The organism is Pseudoalteromonas sp. SD03 (assembly GCF_040937955.1).
Taxonomy (GTDB): domain Bacteria; phylum Pseudomonadota; class Gammaproteobacteria; order Enterobacterales; family Alteromonadaceae; genus Pseudoalteromonas; species Pseudoalteromonas tetraodonis.
Genome location: NZ_CP162515.1, coordinates 732300 through 750400 on the forward strand (window position 1 = coordinate 732300; position 18101 = coordinate 750400).

An 18101-nucleotide genomic window follows, 5' to 3' on the forward strand; every position below is an offset into this window, starting at 1 on the left:
TTAAGCGATCATCTAGCTACAATAAATTTACTTGTGCTTATTACTCTATCCGAATAATCATTATGATATTGAACTATAATTGGTTTAAGGGAATTTTAAGGTAGCTTATGCCGTTATCTTCAGCGGGAGGTGGGTTGCCAGCTCTAATATTCATTTGAATAGCAGGTAAAATTAAGCGAGGCATAGGTAATTCTTCGTCACGGCTATCACGCATTTGGACAAACTGCTCTTTGCTTATTTTAGTCTTTACATGAATATTTGTTTCTTTTTGTTCTTTTACTGTGACCGCAAAACGGTGATTTCGTTTTTCAGTCGGATAATCATGGCATACATAAATTGTTGCCTCATCGGGCATCAAGAGTAGTTTCTGGATTGAATCGTATAATGTTTCAGAGCTACCACCTGGAAAGTCACACCTTGCTGTGCCTACGTCAGGCATAAAAATCGTATCACCAACAAAAATGGCCTCTTCATTTATAATGTAAACTAAGTCGGCGGGTGTATGCCCCGGTGTGTGCATCACTCGTATTGATAACTGGCCAACATTAAAACTATCTCCATCTTTTAATAGTCGGTCAAAATCAGCCCCATTGGGTAAAAATTCTTTTTCAAGATTAAATAGCGCCTTAAAGCTTTGTTGTACCGTTTTGATATGTTCACCTATGGCGATTTTAGCACCAAAGTGTTTTTTAAAATAAGGAGCTGCAGAGATATGATCGGCATGAGCATGTGTTTCGAGAACCCACTCTAATGAAAGAGAATGGCTTTGAAGGTACTCGCCGATTTTTTTGGCGCCTGATTCACAGCTGCGACCTGATTTATAATCAAAATTTAAAACGGGATCAATCAAGATTGCTTGCTGAGAGTTACTATCAGAAACAACATAACTAAAGGTTTCGCTATCGTCATCAAGAAATGCGTGAACATGAAATTTACTGTGCATAATATTCTCCAATAAGTCTGAACTCATCACTTGAATTAATAAAAATGACCGGAAGCAATAATATAAACGTTGGTAAAGGCCATGAAGATATTAGCGATTTAATTATTAAATAAAAAGGGCTAGCCAATGCTAACCCTCAAAGTAAATATTATTTATTATCAACAATAATACGTAACATACGACGCAGTGGCTCTGCTGCACCCCATAAAAGCTGATCGCCTACGGTAAAAGCGCTAATATATTTTGGCCCCATGGCGAGTTTGCGAATACGGCCAACAGGTATACTTAACGTACCGGTTACTTTAACTGGGGTTAAGTCGGTACTGGTAATGTCACGCTCATTAGGAATTACTTTAACCCACTCATTGTGCGAGGCTAAAATTTCTTCTATTTTTTCTACGCTAATGTCTTCACGTAATTTAATGGTCATCGCTTGGCTATGACAACGCATTGCACCAATGCGTACACATAAACCATCAATAGGCACAGGTTGTTTAGATGAGCCTAAGATTTTGTTGGCTTCAACTTGCGCTTTCCACTCTTCTTTTGATTGACCGCTTGGCATAGGCACATCAATCCATGGGATTAAGCTACCCGCCAGTGGCACACCAAACTGGTCTTGTGGCAAATCGCTTGATGCCATTTTTTCGCTGACTATTTTATCAATTTCTAAAATAGCTGAACTTGGGTTATCTAGTTGCTGTGCAACACTTGCATGAATAGCCCCCATTTGAGCTATGAGTTCTTTCATATTGCGTGCACCCGCGCCCGATGCTGCTTGGTAAGTCATTGGGCTTACCCATTCGATTAGGTCTTGCTCAAATAAACCACCCAGCGCTAGTAGCATAAGTGAAACCGTGCAGTTACCACCTACAAAGGTTTTAACGCCTTGCTCTAGCCCTTGTTCAATGACATCTTTGTTAACAGGGTCAAGTACGATAATACTGTCGTCACTCATACGCAGTGCAGAGGCTGCATCTATCCAATAGCCATCCCAACCTGATTCACGTAATTTTGGATACACCGCATTGGTATAATCGCCACCCTGACAGGTAACAATAATGTCCATTTTTGCAAGCTCAGAAATATCGCTGGCATCTAAAAGCGGTTTAGCTGCACCCGCTAACTCAGGGCCAAGCTGACCTGCTTGTGAGGTGGTGAAAAAGGTGGTGTCGATATGTGCAAAATCATGTTTTTGTTCCATTCGCTCTAGTAACACTGAGCCTACCATGCCGCGCCATCCGACTAATCCTACTTTTTTCATTGTTTGTTCCACTGTTTGATTCATAAAAGGAGCCTATACATTAAAAATTAAAAATTCATTGCGTGAGATTTAATTTTTACAGCCCTAAGCTAACACCACCAGCACGCTAAAACTAGTCAATAAACTGTAACTTAAATATTTTTCATACACATAAAAAAGCCCTGTATAAAATACAGGGCTAATGAGTAGTTAGGCGTTGTTATAAATCCTATCCTTGGGCTTTTACTTAAAACTCGTAACTATAACTAATATCAAAGTTCATACCGACTTCTTTAGAGCGAACAATAATATCTGATTGCGATACTTCCTGATCTTCATTAAGTAGGTTTTTAACTTTAAACTTCACCTTAGAGTTAAAGTCAGGGTAAAAGGTATAAACTAAATCAAGTGAATGAAATGGCTGCTCATAAGCATCATCTCGACTCGCAACACCTGCTGCTAAAATACGTTCACCAAATACGTTATAAACCAAAGAACTACTGTGCATTCCGTCGAGTGAATCGTAGTTAAGTTGTAAATTAACTACGTACTCTGAGTGACCCGTCATACGTTTTTTAGGGTTAGTTAAGGTTCCCGCAAGCGCAGGATCGATAGACGCTTCTGAATCACTCAAAGTTATATTACCACTGGTAAATAACCCTTCAGATAAAAACGTAAGATCTTGCAACCATTCAGCTTCTATACCGTAGACCTCAGCGGTTTCACCATTGATAAATGAGGCTGAATAGTCTTCATCGCCAATATTTAGAACCGTTTCAATGGGTGAAGTAATATCTTTGTAAAAGGCAGCCACACTAAACGAATTACCGGCTTCACCGTAATATTCATAACGTAGGTCATAGTTTTTAATTGGGCTACTTTTAAGCCCTGTACGGCCAAATGTTCTAATATCGGTAAGTGGGTCAAAGTAAGTAACCGGTACCACTTCACGAAAATCCGGACGAACTACCGTTTCACCATAGCCTGCACGTATTTGGTAGTTATCAGCGCCTACATAGGTGACAGAAAGCGCAGGGTACCAATCGTCGGAAACAATAGAGCCTGCTTGAATTTTTTCAGGGTCGTAGAAAGTATTTAAGTCATCTTGATCAAATATTAGGCTAGATGTACCAATAGACGTTTGTTTAAATTGTTCATAGCGTACACCACCGCTAATGCGTAGCCATTGATCATAAAACACATCAAACGAGGCGTAACCCGCATCTACTTTTTGTCCTGCTAGGTAATCATCCGCATCAGGAGCTGTTGGTTCGTTAAAATCAACCAGTATCGCGTTATTATTAATAAATTCATCGCTTAGATACCCGCTATTATTTAGCGCATTATCACTGCCATCATTTATAGTGATACCAGCACCACCACTGTTATTAATAGCAAAACTTGAGGTATTAAAAATACGCGCTCTATCTGAAAAGTCATACCCTACTTTAAATTCAACATCCATGCTGTCAAAGCTAAGCGGTAAGTTTAAATTACCACTGTAAGACTTAACTCGTTCTTCCATGTTGGTGTATGACATAATCACACGGTTATCATCACCCGTGATTTGAGAACCTACATACGACCCGTCTGTGTTGTACTCATCGCGAAATTCAAAATCAGCATTCGTCGGAATATCCGTTGTTGCCTTCGCTTCGGTATACTGCCAATCAGCGCCAATCCCCATGTAATCTAAAAAGGTGTGCTGACCAATAAACTGGGTAATATTGAGTTGTCGCTCTTTGTAGTTAAAAGTATGGTTACGATTAGCAACGCCATCCCCTGCAATACTAAATGTTGAACTACCCGCTGGACTTTGCGAAATAGCAATTTCAGACTCATCTTCATTATCAATAATGTATAGCTGCTGCGCTGATATACTGTGAGTACCTAAGGTATAGCCTAAACTAAATGACGCATTATAACGCTCGTTTTCTGTGGTCACTTGGGAATTTTTTACAGTATTAAAACATGAATTTGCGACATCATCTGCAGTATTTAGCGCTGTCGTACAGTCAATTTTACCGTCTTCATTTTTTAAATCTTGGCTTATCACTGAGCTAAATCGGTCTTCAAAATCCCACTCATTTTTATAAGCGCCAGAAAGCATAAAGCCTAACTTGCCGCCAAAGTAAGATTCGCTAAAGCTATCACCGTAATGGGCTTTAATATTGTATTGTGGATCGAGAGAGTCTTCTTTTAACTCATAACCACGCGGTAACGACTTAAGCAATTCGTTATTAATCGCAGTCGCTTGCTCTGCACGCGTTGTGTCACCATCGACTAAGCCATCGCGTTCTACTATGTTGCCAATACCAAAATCACCTCGGTATTGTGTTATTGCAGATGATAACGCATCAGGTAGTCCGCTTTCTTTACGGTTGTAAGTAAAGCCGTCACTTGCAGCAGTGTTATAACCAACACCCGCCTCTACACCCGCTGTAAACTCGTTCGGTGCAGTTTTGGTTCTAATGTCAATATTACCGCCACCAAACGCGGCGGGCATATTTGGTGAGTAAGCTTTTTGTACTGCCATGCTTGAAATTATACTAGCGGGAAAAATATCAAGCGGGATCACATTGCGAGTTAGATCGGGGCTGGGTATGTACGCGCCATTTAAACGTGCGCTCGAATAACGTTCACCTAAACCACGCACATAAATGAACTTGCCATCAACGAGGGTCAAACCGGTTACACGCCTAAGGGCAGAAGCGGCATCGCTATCGCCAGTACGTGCTAATTGCTCTGAGCCTAAAATATCGGCTACAAAGGCTTGATTTTTTCGCTCTTCAACCACAGCAGCAGCACTGCCTTGTAAGCGCGTACCTACTGCCACTACTTCTTCTATTTCTTGGGCTACATCAACATCATTTTGCGCAGCAAATAGGCTTACAGATTGGGCACACAGCCCTAAACCAATCGCCCATGTAATTTGATTAAGTCTATGCTTTTTAGACATAAGATACATCCTGATCAGATTATACAAAAGAGGCGCCAAACGCTTATTATGCAAGCTCCAAGGCGCCTTCAGAAGTTTATAAATAGTGCTAAATTAGTCTGCGTTAGCCGCGGCTACTGCTGCTTCAACCCATTTATACCAATTTGACGTTGTATCCTGGTCCGATACGGCACCGATGTAATTTACCGATTCAAAGAACGAATCTGTTGTACTTAAATCAGTGGCTGTAACGCTCACATCTGTAGAAGCCGTATTAGTAGCAAAACCATTAGCAGCAAGTACAGAGACATCATCTGTTAAAATTTCACTCGCACCGCCATTTTCAAACCATGCTGTTTTAGTTTGTCCTGCAAGCGGACCACCAGCAAAGGTATCGGTATTAGCGAAATTATTTGAACATGCCATTACTGAGCTAGTAAAAGAAATGTTATCGGCTTGCTTTTCACCATCACCCGAGAATTCGATACATTGTGTATTAACTGCGTTTTTCTTAACAATTAACGCGTTATAAATGCTTGAATTAAATTGATCATCAAACTTGTAGGCTTGTGAAGGGTCATCATCACGAACTGAATTGCCATCAGTAGTAATCACAGTCACATTAGCAACCATCGGGTTTGAAGGTGACACTTGAGCAGAAGATGAACCTTTAACGCCGTCAGACTCAAAACCATTATTACCCATATTAACCACAGAACCATCGTTAAGCGTTACCGTACCGTGTTGAACAAATAAGTACTGCGCCTTACCTTGCCAACCGGCATCAAAGTCAAACGAATCATCTTGAGTATCAGTCACTGCAATATGCTTAAGCGTGGTTGCACCACCAAAGATTTCAATACCGTCATCAAAGCCTTGGTGAATATGAATGTAATCAAACTCAGAGCCTGAACCAACAGCATTAAGTGTTAATGAATTTAAATCATCGCCTTCACCACCTACGCGAGGGCCAGAGCCTGCATACCATACTTTAGCCCATTTAATATTACCGCTTGAATCGCTATTATCGTTACCACCAAAGTAGCTTGTTATACCTTCAGAGGCTACGTTACATGTACCGCCATCACGCTCTGCATCTGTACATTGGTCAGTAATACCTTGACCATTAATGATAATGCCACCCCAGTCAGCATAACGTGCACCTTCACCAGCTGTATCAAAACGGTCAAAGGCATTAGCTGAGGTAAATACTACTGGCTTTTCTGCTGTACCCACGGCTTGAATTTTTGCACCACGTGCAATACGTAAAATCGCTTCACCTGATTGAAACGCAAGCGTTGCGCCAGGCTCTACAGTCATAGTTGGGCCATTAGTTGGAATAGAAAAGCCATCAACTGTGTTGCCATCTTCACCAATTTGCAGGGCATCAGCAAATACATGTACACCACCGCCAGGTAACTCTTTAAATGTAATGTTGTTAGTAATTGAAATAGTTTTACTTGAAAATGAATCGTTGTATAAGCAATCTATACCACTGACCACACCTGTTACCGTGCCTGCATCTGATTCATAGCTTGCACATACAGCCTCATCATCAGTTGTTGAACCGGTGTTGTTATTAGAATTATTAACACTGTTGTCTGTACTGGTGCTGTTATCATTAACGGTTGGTGTAATTTCTATATCACCACCACAACCAGCAAGTGTCATTGCTGTAGCCACTAAGCTGATTTTGAATAAGCCAGATAATTTCATTGTTCACTCCGTAAAAGTATTTAATTATTGTGTTAGCGCATTAAGTAATAACTTAAGTCACTTTAAGGCACGATACTCATGCATTAAGGTCACTTGAGTTATCGAATACGAAGTACAATACGGGAGTGATATGACAATGAAGTTACACTTTAATAAACATAAAATGACAATGTTAATTAACTAAAAATCAATTAGTTATTTTAAAAATGCAAGCAAAAAAACCACACTAACCGAATGTTAGTGTGGTTTGAGTAGTGCAATTATGAAATGGTTTTTAGTGCGTCAATTAAGAACTAATAATCGCACTATAAAAATTAAAGCAGTGCTGTTTTTAATGTTTGCGCATGCACTTTTTCGCGTTTTACATATTTGATCCATTGCTGGGCTAAACGTTGCGACTTTTTGTGCTTTTCGGCTTGTTCAAACGCAAGGATAGACGCATCAAAATTTTGTAAGTTGTATTGCGCCATTCCTAAGGCAACAAACGCATTTGATTCAAAATCAAGGCCGCCTTTATCCAGTGCCATTCGCGCTGCATCGGCAGCTTCGTCATACTGTTCTGTGTTTACATACACTTCAGCCAAGCGCTGATCGTATTTACCATGCTCTGAACGCTCTGCAGCTTTGGTAAAGTAACTAATCGACTTAGCATCTTCTTTAGCTTGTACCATGGCCTCGGCTACAAAGGCATAATTTTTAGCAGTTGGTTCAGCAATCCCCTGCTCTATTGCTTTACTCATTACACTGGCTGCTTTATAAGCAAGCTGATTATATAAATATACCTGCGCAAGCTGTCTTAAGTCAGATTTAGAGGTTAAAAATCCTTGCTGGTAAGCAGCCTCTAAAACACTAAGCTGCTGTTTTTCTTGCCCAGTTTCACCATACATACCGGCTAATTGGACCCAATACTCAGGTTTATTGTAAAGCTTTACCATACGCTCAAGTACGCTCACTACTTTATCGGTTTGGTTAAGTGAGTAATACATAGCGCGTTGCAGTACCAGCCAGTTTTCTTTGGGTACTTTGCCTTCGCTATCACTTAAGTTAATGGCTTGCGTAATGTAACTCAGGCCTTGCTCATAGTCTTTTAATTGATAGTAGGTTTGCGCCCTTAATAAATAATAGGCGTCGGTTTTAGGCTTAGTGTTTATAGCATCCCATTTGTCTAAAAATGCAATCACCTTTTTATAGTCACTGTTAGCCATAGCAAGCTGCGCAAGGCTGAATGTTGTGCTCAGGCGTAGTGTTTCTGGAATGCCATCTTCGGCAATCACTTTTTCAAATGAAGCAATCGCTTTTACAAGGTCGTTTTCATTGTAATAAATAAACCCATAAAAGTTATGCATCATCGCAATTTCATACGAATTCATACTTGATGAGCGCGCTTGTATGCTGTCAAGCGCAGCCAAGCCCGCTTTACTGTCGCCATCATCCGCAAGTTTTTGGGCGCGAGCTAATTGGCTGTATACTTTTTCACGCAGTGCGGGCACTCGTGTTGTTTTTTGCTGTTCAGCGGCCTGTACTGTCGCCAGGTTTATACCCGGAAATACACTCAATGCACTTGGTGTAACAACGCTGGCACTGATTGCAACAGTGCACAACATACTCAGCTTTAATAGCTTGGTTGTTAGTTTTAATTTCATAATTGCCTCACGTTCACTCTTTGCTTACTTAACAGAATTAACCATTAATTTGGAAAGAAATTTTATTTTGCACACCGGCTACTTCAACGGCTTCACCATTAACCACGCGCGGTTTATATTTAAATTTAAGGGCCGCATCCATCGCTGCTCTGTCAAATAATGACTCTGGCTCGGCTTTAATAACTTGCGGCTCTTTCACTGTGCCTTGCTTTGTCACTGTAAATTCAACAATGACATAACCTTCAATGCCACGCGATAACGCACGCCTTGGGTATACTGGTGCCACTTTTACTATGGGTAAATACTCACCATCACTGGTTTCTAACGCTAATCCACCCGCTAGATTTACATCCGCATCGACATTGGCAGCAAAATCAAAGTTGTTGCTGGCTGCGTTGTTATCGCTACTTTGCATTTGTGGCGATTCCATTGGCGGTGGTGGCTCTTTAGGTGTTGGTGGCTTTTGTGGTTTACGCTCCTTTTTTTGTACCGTTTCTTCTTTTTTCAAACGGACAAAATCTAACACATTCCCTTTGGCAGGCTCCGTCATGGCGCCTTCACCACCGGTGATCAATGCCTGCATACCTAAAAACAGCATAAAGGTCACCACACCCGCTATAACTAACGCAAGTACATAACGCATCACTCGTTACCCTTCTTGAGCCGCTATTGAAACATCAAATACACCCGCTGCACGCGAGGCATCCATGACTTTTATCAAGGTTTCTGTGGTGGCTTTTTTATCGGCCTGAATAACTACACTGCCTTGTGGATTTTCAGCTTTTAAGCGCTCAATGTTGGCTTGTACAGCGCGTACATCAATTTGACGTTTATTGATCCAAATTTCGCCTTGATCTGAAATGGCCACTAATATGTTAGCCCGCTCTTTTTTAACTGCGGTTGCCGCTTCTGGGCGGTTTACATCAATACCCGCTTCTTTAACAAACGAGGCTGTCACGATAAAGAAAATAAGCATAATAAATACAACATCCAGCATAGGGGTCATGTTTATTTCTTCTGCTTCGTCTTCTTGGAATAAATTACCTAATGGGGCTCTCATGTTATTTCTCCTAGAATAAGCGGTGATTATGTTCACCGCTTTTCAATAATTATTTAGTGGTCTAACACCATAGTGTCTTGCAACAATTCAACTTCACGCTTTGCTTTTCGTTGTAAATAGGTTGAGGCAAACACCCCAGATAACGCACCGACCATTCCTGCCATTGTCGGTATGGTTGCTTTTGACACACCTGATGCCATAGAGCGTGCGCTGCCTGTACCTGTAATGGCCATTACATCAAAGACTTCTATCATCCCTGTAACTGTGCCAAGCAATCCTAATAGTGGACACAGCGCCACCATTACATTAATCAACGGTAAATTTGCGTTTAAACGCATGCTGGCGCGTGAAACCATGGCTTGGCGTATTTGCTCTGCGTTCCAGCTGTTGCGTTCACTGCGCGTTTTCCACGTATTTTTAACGTCTTTTTTGTAGTGCCGATAGCCATTAAAAAAGTACATAAATCGCTCGAGTATCAATAACCACATCGCGAAAATTAACACGGCAATGACCAAGAGCACTTGGCCACCCGTGTCGAGAAAATCACGGATAGCATTGATTGAATCAATCAATAGCACCATGGTTTAGGCTCCTTTCTCGCTTCGCTCGGCAATAATACCTGCACTTTGTTCTTGTAAAATAAGCAGTAAACCTTTTGAGCGAGTATTCAATAAGGTGTATAAAAACACCGTTGGAATGGCAACAACAAGACCTAATACCGTAGTAACCAGAGCTTGCGAAATACCGCCCGCCATTAGTTTAGGGTCGCCAGTACCAAATAAAGTAATTGCTTGGAAGGTATTAATCATCCCGGTTACCGTACCGAGCAAGCCAAGTAATGGCGCTACCACAGAGATAATTTTAATAAGCGTTAAATTACGGGTGATTTTTGGCATTTCGCGTAAAATGGCTTCGCTTAACTTAAGTTCAAGCGTGTCGTAGGCCACATTTGGGTATTGATCTTTCACTTTCATGACGCGCCCTAACGGGTTGTCATCACGGGCTGTATCGTCTTTTAATTGACGACGGATTTTTCCACCCATCAGCATGAGCGATACAAAACGCTCTAGCGCAATTAATAACGCTAATAAACCAACGCCTAAAATAACGTAACCGACCGCACCACCTTGATGAACTTGCTCGCTGGTATCAGGGGCTTGTACTAACAAACCTAAAATTGAGCCGCCTGTTGGGTCAAGCGCAAACGGTACAACACCCGTGTTTGCTTGCTGCAAATCAGCCGCAGTCGCAGTAAAGCGGCTACTTGGTTGGCGAGTAAGCTGGCTAATGGTATTGGTGGCCGGTGTATACTCTAAGTACTGACCGTCACTAATAAGGTTAAATGCACCCACACGTACCACTTCTTTTTGTACTTTATTGCCCCCTTCAACAATTACATCAGTATTGAAGCGGCTTACTTTTCCTTGTTCGGTCATTTCGCGTTGTAGCTCAAACCAAACCTTTTCTATATCTTCAATAGACGCAAGCTTTGAAGTTGAACCCATTTTTTGCGCCAATTCGTCCATAAAAGTACTACGCCCAGGTAACTGTGCCGATACCACAGAGGTAGCAAACTTGTTACTTGAATCGCCAGCGACTTGTTGTAGCACACCAAATAGCTCTTTTAATGAACCCATACGCTTTGATAAGGTATCAGTTAGATTAGCCAATTTAATTTCGTTTTCTTCAAATTGCGTCTCTAAACGCTCTGACTCGCTAAGCATTTGGTTACGTTTAGCTTGGGTGTTTTTAAGCATTTGCACTTGTTCATTTTGACGTGCTGCAAATTCTTGTTCACGTTGTTTATTTTGCTCTGATTGCGCTGATTTACCCTGCTCTAAGGTTTTTAATAAAGCATCTAAATTCATCGGCTCAGCGGCAATGCTGGTGCCCACAAAGCTTAAGCTGGCTGCAAACACGGCCATTTTTGTCATTTTCGTTAATAATTTCATGGTAAACCTCTTATTCTGCAGCGTGAATTGGCAGTGTTAACATATCGGGGGCAAGTTGTTTGCGAGCAATGCGAAGCCCTTTATTAATTTGGCTTATGGTTGAATCTGGTAGCGCAACAAACGACTGTGACTGCTGATCCCAACTACCTGCTTGTTTACCATCGCGGGTGAGGTAAATTAGCTCTAAACGACCAATGCGTAGAAAGTCGACTTCGCGTTCTTTATTATCCACATCAAGCAATGCGGTATACGCCTCAATAGTGCGTCCGTAGTCAACCTCAACTTGGTAAGCTTCTAAAACACGACGAAATTTTTCACTTGATGAAATATCAGCACGCGCCATCATTGCATTTAATGATTCAAGGCGCTGCTTACGCTCTTGCTTTAAAAACGGCACATCTAAGGCAACAAACTGTTCAAGCCCAGTGATCATACGAAGCATTAAAGGGGTTATTTGGCGTTCAATTATCGATACTTGATCCATCGATAAATTAATCGACTCCATCTCTTCTATTTGATTATTTAACTGTTTGGTAAGCTGTGCGTTATAAACGGCTAGGCCATCTATTTCTTTATTTAGGGTTTTAAATTGCTGTAAACGCCCTTGCATTGAATCTGCAATCTTGTCTATTTTTGTTTGTGATTGCGCAGCTAAATTATTAATTTCGCTGCTTTTCTCAATTACCGTGTTTAAATCATTGGCGTGGACTGCTGCACTTGCGGCTACAATACCAGCTAAAATTAATGGTTTAACGCCTTTCATCGTATACACCTTTGCTCGTTAATTAGCGGATTTGCTAGTGTTTATTAATCGCTTTAGCTTGTTTACAAAAAAACAATTTAAAGCGAGATAGTTTCAATGAGCGAAAGTGTATAGATTAAAAATGACAAGCGTGTTGCGTAAAAAAGTCGCTTTTATGACAACGGTAATAAATTAGCCTTATTGGCCTATTTTACAATTCAGGGATGAAAATAGTGGGATTAAGTTTACAAGTAAGATTGTATTTCAATCAGGGTTTGTCGCCAATCTGTGTAGTTAATAGCAATAGGGTAAGCGCGATTGTTATGTATTAATACTAACGACGGAAAACCTTGAATAGGTAAACTGCGAACATAATTAAGCTCATCATCAAAGCGACGCTTAAGCTCATTAGAGTGAAGTAACTGTGCAAATAAACGGGCGTCTAAACCAATTATTTCGCTCAGTTTAATTAAAACCGCTTCATCCGATGGGTTTTGTGCCTGTAAATAATATGCCTGCTGTATTGCCGCTATCATCTGTGGTTCTTTGTTGAAGCTGCGAGCAATTAAAGCGGCCCTGCAAGAGGGATAGGTAGAACGGCGAGGTTGGCAGTCTCGCCAAAAATCAAAATTAAACTCTGTGCCTAACTGGCTGCTAATTTTTTGCCATATGGCTTGTAGTTGCAACTGCATATCCTGACTCATTGGCAAGTCAGTATCTGCAGCTAAACCACCCACTCTGTATTCAATGGGAAGTTTGTTTACCAATGCAGCCTCAAGCGCATGCCATGTAGGTTTATAACCCCAGCACCAGCTACACATAGGGTCGTGTACATATATTAATTTACTCTGAGGCGTGTTGATCATGTACAGATACCACCTTATTTCTACCTTGCGCCTTAGCGCTGTATAAATACTGATCCGCTTGCTTTAACGCATTATTATAATCATCTACACTGTTAGCCTGAGCAATACCCATACTACACGTTAATGATACTCGCTGATGTTTGTCGGTTAGCATCACATGGTTTTGCACACATTCTCTAAAACGGTTGGCCAAAATGCTGGCCTCAAGGGTTGTTTGTTGCGGTAAAATAACCACAAACTCTTCGCCGCCATAACGTGCTTTAAGCGCTGTTGCAGGAAACTGAGACTCTAATAACTTAGTAAATTCAATTAAAACCGTATCACCAAAATCATGTCCGTAGCTGTCGTTTAATTGTTTAAACTTATCTAAATCAATGAGTAAAATAGACAGCGGCAAATAATGTTCTGGCCTTGAAGCTGCTAGCTTTAAAAAATGTGAGGTAATAAAGCGACGATTAGGCGCCCCGGTAAGCTGATCGGTATGAGCATGCTGTTTTTGCTCTAAGGTGATATCAGCAATTGCTAAATGACTGCGGTGACGAAAATACTCACCGATAAACGAAAACACTAACACCAGCGAAAATGCAGCAACAAAACGGGTCTTTTCTACCGCGCCATAAATAACTTGCCCCATATCAGGGCCATACAACATAACAATACAGCTCAATAACATGGCACTGCTTAACCAGGCGCCAAACTTCACACCCAGTATGGCAAATACAGCAACGGGATAAAACATTAGCCAATATAAAGCAGTGTTTTCTTTACCGCCGGTGTATACCAAAGCTAAGCACATCACAAATACAATCACTAAAGTGATGAGGGCGATTGCATCAATCTGCTTTGTTTTCATAAAATAAATAATACACCCTACAATCGTTACGTTAACCACAATTAACGCAATAGTAAGGATTGGTGCATACACGTGATGATTGGCAATTACTAAATAGGTAATTAACACCAAGGCAATCGCTATCATGGTAAATAACGAAAATACTTGGCGTTGTTTATCAAAGCTATAAACGCTGTCAATATTGATTAAATTGAGCCAGCTTGGCTTATTTATTTTTGTTTTACTGATCATACTTTGAATTTTTTAACCATGCGCTCTAAGTCACTAAATTGATGCTTAAGTTTGGTACACTCTTCCAAAGTAAGATTTAGGTTTGATTGGCCTTGAATCGATAAGTCGCTGATAACGTGAATATCGCTATGTAATGACTTAACCACTTGGTTTTGCTCATCCGTAGCATTAGCGACACTATGATTGGCGTCGGTTATTTGCTTAATCGCACTAATTATTTGTTTCATTACATCGCCAACTGCATCCGCTTGCTGAACACTTTTTTCACTTTCTTCTAAACTGGTTTTCATAAGTTCAACGGCAGAGCTTGAACCTTTTTGTAATTCAATGACGGTGTTTTCTATTTCTTGAGTTGATTGCTGAGTACGCTGTGCAAGTTGCCTTACTTCATCGGCAACAACCGCAAATCCTCTTCCCGCTTCACCAGCACGAGCCGCTTCTATCGCCGCATTTAAAGCCAGCAAATTGGTTTGCTCACTCACCCCTTTTATTACTGCCAATACATTTCCTATATTAGCGGTATGCGAGTCTAAACTATTTATGGTTTCTTGCGCTTGCTCTATATTTTGTGACAGTTGATGAATACTTGAAACGTTGTTTGTGAGGGTCTGTTGATTCTTAGCACAGTATTGATCTGCATCTTTGGCAAGCGTCGAGGCATTACTGGCGCTGGTTGAAATTTCTGTTGAGGTAGCTGAAAACTGATTAATTGCCGACGCCACACTGTTGGTGCGCTCACTTTGGTCATCATACATAGTTAATGTTGAGTCTGTCTGCGTAACCAATTTAGCAACTGCCGTTTCCAGTAACTGCGTTGAAGATTTAACCTGAATTATTGAATTTTGGATTTTTTCTATAAAAATATTAAACGAATTGCTCAATTGACCAAATTCGTCATCGTTTTCAACGCTTAACCGACAGGTTAAATCGCCTTCACCCTGCGCTATATCTCTAATGGCATCATTGAGACGATACATAGGGCGCATCAAATAACGCAGTAAAAATTCCAGTGACGCAACAATCACTAAAATACCAATAATTAAAAATACAATTGCCTTTTGCCCAAACGAAGAAACACTTGAATACGCTTTATCTTTATTGACTACTACACCTAGATACCAATCAACGTTTTCAATACCACGAATTTTAGTAAAGGATACCAGCGAGGTTTCACCTGCTACTTGATACTCGGTGAATTCTCTTGCTAACGGTGCATTTTTACCAATTAAGTCAGCGACTGTTTTTGAATTTAATTTGCTATCAGGGTGACTCAATATTTGCCCTTTATTATCAAGCAAAAAACCATAACCGAGTCCTAAAAAATCAATATCTCCAATAATTTCAGCGATGGTTTGCATATCAATATCTGCCCCCGCTACCCCTTTAAATTGACCATTACTATTAATAGGGGCAACGGCTGAAATTGTCAGTTCGTTGGTCGTTACATCGATATAAGGCGTTGTAAAAGCCGTTGTTGTTTTATTTTCTACTAATTTATACCAAGGGCGACTTGTCGCATCAAAATCGCTGGGGAGTACAACACTTTGATCATTTAGAATAAATGTACCCGATGATTTACCTATGTAGGTATTTTTAAAATCCCCTGCAAGCTCAGCGGTATTTAATTGCGAAAGCGTTAAAGACTTGGCATCGTCATCTTGGTATGTTTTTGCGATAGAGATCACAATCGCTAATTTATTATTTAGCCAGCTTGCAATATTTTTAGAGACAGACTCAGAGTTTTGCTCTAGTACTAGCGATAACTGCTCTTGAGTTTGATGCCGCATTGAAAAATAATTATTTATGGTGAAAACACCTAGCACTAAAACTAACACTAATGATGCAGCAATGGTGATTTTGGAGGTGAATTTAAGCGAGCTAAACATAAGTACCTTAAGTATTAATCATTATTATCAGTGTCTTTTTAACAAATTTTTAACTGAATGTCTTAGCAAATATGATTTCAATGAAATTAAAGAACAAAAATAATAATAAATAACTAGTTCTTTCAAGGATGACTTTGCCACAGTGCGTTTAATTTTTAGACTAGCAGAGCTAGATAAATAAGTGTTTAAAAGCACTATGGGGATAAATTTTATCCCCATAGTAACGCTTTATCTAAATTATTCATCTTGTTGGCACTGGCTTGTGATCGGTAATTGCCGAAGTACCTTCATCTGTGGATCTACAATAATATGATCAACAGGTTTAGCTTTAATGGTAATGACTCCTTCAATTGGTGTATAAACTTGAAGCTGGCCATTAATTGAAATGGGTACTGGCATTTTAAAAGGCGTCGCATCTTTTTCACTTTTGCTCCAATATAAATTGGCCACGTTATTTTGACGTTTCATGGTTAGTGTTGGCAATGCAGCTTGTTTTAAATACACATCAAATAGCCAGTTATAGTCTTTTTTTGTAATGCGATTAACAATATCAATAAACTGTTGCGTGTTGCGATATCGCGATTGAATTGGGTAACTGAGACTTTGCGTGTCGCTACTCCCGTAGATTAACTCGCGTGTTGCTTGCCAAAATAACTCATCACCAATTAACCAACGCAAAGTGTGTAATGTCCAGCCTCCTTTACCATAAATATCTGAGTTAAAAGCTTCTTTTGAGCTTAACTCACCCTCTTTAACAATAGGTTGGCAGTTTTTTATCCCTAAATAGGCTTTATACATTGCATGGTTATAAGCGGCCTCACCAAAGGTATATAAACTGTAAGACGGTTGCATGTAAAAGCCAAAACCTTCATGTAACCACGCATCATTCAATTGCTCGTGTGTCATTAAATTACCAAACCACTCATGCGCTAATTCATGCTGAATAAGCCAATCATAACCACTAGGGTCGCGAGTGTACCCTTTGCCATAAGCATTTATCGTTTGATGTTCCATGCCTAAATGAGGCGTTTCTACAAAGCCAAGTTTTTGTTGCCCCCATGGATATGGACCTAACACAGATTCAAAAAATGCCATTTGTTGATAAACATCGTTGGTGAGCAAATTACTGGCTTTTTGCCTATTTTCAGGTAACACCCAAAATTCCACAGGAATGTCAGTACCATTTATACTGGTATATTGCTGTTGAACACGCTCAAATGGGCCAATATTCAGCGCAATGTTGTAATCACTCGCAGGCTCAGATAAAAACCAATCAAACTCGGTAGTCTTGTTTTGTAATACAGTTATATTTTTTAGTACCCCGTTACTGGCAACATACAATCCAGTGGGTACCGTTACCCGTATACGCATACTATCGGCTTTGTCACTAAAGTGATCTTTACAAGGCCAAAATAAATCACAGCCCTCACCTTGCACCGCTGTTGCTATCCAAGGTTTACCATCGTTTGTTTCACTAAATACAAAACCACCACTCCATGGAGGGTTAAGCGCAATATGTGGCTTGCCTGAATAGTTAATGGCAACTTCAACCACTTCTCCAGGGTACTTTTTTTCATATAAGTTAATCGTGATCACACCATGAGAATGGAGAAATTCGGCTTTCTTATCAGCCACTGTTACTGTGTTTATACTAAAGCGACTATCGAGTTTTAGTTCAATTTGCTGAGTTTCTTTAACGACCCGAAATACTGTTTTCCCTGTGCCGGCTATCTGCTTTTCTTCTGGAAAAACGGCTAACTTAAGATCATAGAAAATAACATCGGTTGATTGAGCCACGCTAGATAATGGTTGACCAGTATTAGCAACGAGGGGATCTAATTTTGCAGGTTTGCTGGTGCAGGCACTGAGTATATATATCAATGTAACAACCAAGTAACACCTAATCACATGGTGCAAGAACAACATAAATAATAAGCTCTTATAATTATAATTTTTTAACATAATTACATAGTTTTACATTTATAGTGTTTAAAAAAGACGAATTGCTTATTTTTTAAGTTAACTAGT

14 protein-coding genes are annotated in these 18101 nt (G+C 40.2%); all 14 read right to left on the bottom strand.

The annotated features are described in order from the left end of the window. Positions 1-73 precede the first annotated feature (73 nt). The 14 genes from ABZP26_RS19555 to ABZP26_RS19620 all read right to left on the bottom strand — a co-directional run bounded on the left by ABZP26_RS19555 (position 74) and on the right by ABZP26_RS19620 (position 17966). Positions 74-943, bottom strand: a complete 870-nt coding sequence (locus ABZP26_RS19555; RefSeq protein ID WP_028834593.1) for an MBL fold metallo-hydrolase — start codon at positions 941-943, stop codon at positions 74-76. A 148-nt stretch (positions 944-1091) separates the two neighbouring features. Continuing rightward, positions 1092-2231 carry an aspartate-semialdehyde dehydrogenase gene (gene asd / locus ABZP26_RS19560; RefSeq protein WP_368485730.1) on the bottom strand — a complete coding sequence of 380 codons (1140 nt, stop codon included), beginning with the start codon at positions 2229-2231 and terminating at the stop codon, positions 1092-1094. 202 nt (positions 2232-2433) lie between these two features. Next, entirely contained in the window at positions 2434-5145 is a 2712-nt protein-coding gene (locus ABZP26_RS19565; RefSeq protein ID WP_368485731.1) for a TonB-dependent receptor, read from the bottom strand. Between the two features lie 93 nt (positions 5146-5238). Beyond that, entirely contained in the window at positions 5239-6840 is a 1602-nt protein-coding gene (locus ABZP26_RS19570) for a hypothetical protein (RefSeq protein WP_028834590.1), read from the bottom strand. A gap of 314 nt (positions 6841-7154) precedes the next feature. Then, complete coding sequence (locus tag ABZP26_RS19575; RefSeq protein ID WP_028834589.1) at positions 7155-8483, bottom strand: lipopolysaccharide assembly protein LapB; 1329 nt, start codon at positions 8481-8483, stop codon at positions 7155-7157. Positions 8484-8520: 37 nt separating this feature from the next. After that, positions 8521-9126, bottom strand: coding sequence for an energy transducer TonB (locus tag ABZP26_RS19580; RefSeq protein WP_368485732.1), 606 nt, complete (start codon positions 9124-9126; stop codon positions 8521-8523). A gap of 6 nt (positions 9127-9132) precedes the next feature. Beyond that, complete coding sequence (locus ABZP26_RS19585; protein ID WP_008111500.1) at positions 9133-9543, bottom strand: biopolymer transporter ExbD; 411 nt, start codon at positions 9541-9543, stop codon at positions 9133-9135. Positions 9544-9596: 53 nt separating this feature from the next. Continuing rightward, on the bottom strand, positions 9597-10124 hold the full coding sequence (locus ABZP26_RS19590) for a MotA/TolQ/ExbB proton channel family protein (protein WP_008111501.1): 528 nt from the start codon (positions 10122-10124) through the stop codon (positions 9597-9599). A gap of 3 nt (positions 10125-10127) precedes the next feature. Beyond that, a complete protein-coding gene (locus ABZP26_RS19595; RefSeq protein ID WP_058156061.1) occupies positions 10128-11495 on the bottom strand; it encodes a MotA/TolQ/ExbB proton channel family protein in 1368 nt (455 codons plus the stop codon). 10 nt (positions 11496-11505) lie between these two features. After that, the gene (locus tag ABZP26_RS19600; RefSeq protein WP_058156055.1) at positions 11506-12258 is read right to left on the bottom strand and encodes a DUF3450 domain-containing protein; all 753 of its coding nucleotides are present in this window, start codon (positions 12256-12258) and stop codon (positions 11506-11508) included. A 224-nt stretch (positions 12259-12482) separates the two neighbouring features. After that, positions 12483-13103 (bottom strand): DsbA family protein, encoded by a 621-nt coding sequence (locus tag ABZP26_RS19605; RefSeq protein WP_335674556.1) that lies wholly within the window; start codon positions 13101-13103, stop codon positions 12483-12485. Further along, positions 13081-14187, bottom strand: coding sequence for a GGDEF domain-containing protein (locus ABZP26_RS19610; RefSeq protein ID WP_090494943.1), 1107 nt, complete (start codon positions 14185-14187; stop codon positions 13081-13083). The genes ABZP26_RS19605 and ABZP26_RS19610 overlap by 23 nt, the downstream gene beginning before the upstream one ends. Beyond that, positions 14184-16073 carry a methyl-accepting chemotaxis protein gene (locus ABZP26_RS19615; RefSeq protein ID WP_016900175.1) on the bottom strand — a complete coding sequence of 630 codons (1890 nt, stop codon included), beginning with the start codon at positions 16071-16073 and terminating at the stop codon, positions 14184-14186. Before ABZP26_RS19615 ends, ABZP26_RS19610 begins: the two co-directional genes overlap by 4 nt. A 237-nt stretch (positions 16074-16310) precedes the next feature. Beyond that, on the bottom strand, positions 16311-17966 hold the full coding sequence (locus tag ABZP26_RS19620) for a M1 family metallopeptidase (RefSeq protein WP_096039094.1): 1656 nt from the start codon (positions 17964-17966) through the stop codon (positions 16311-16313). Between the last annotated feature and the right edge of the window lie 135 nt (positions 17967-18101).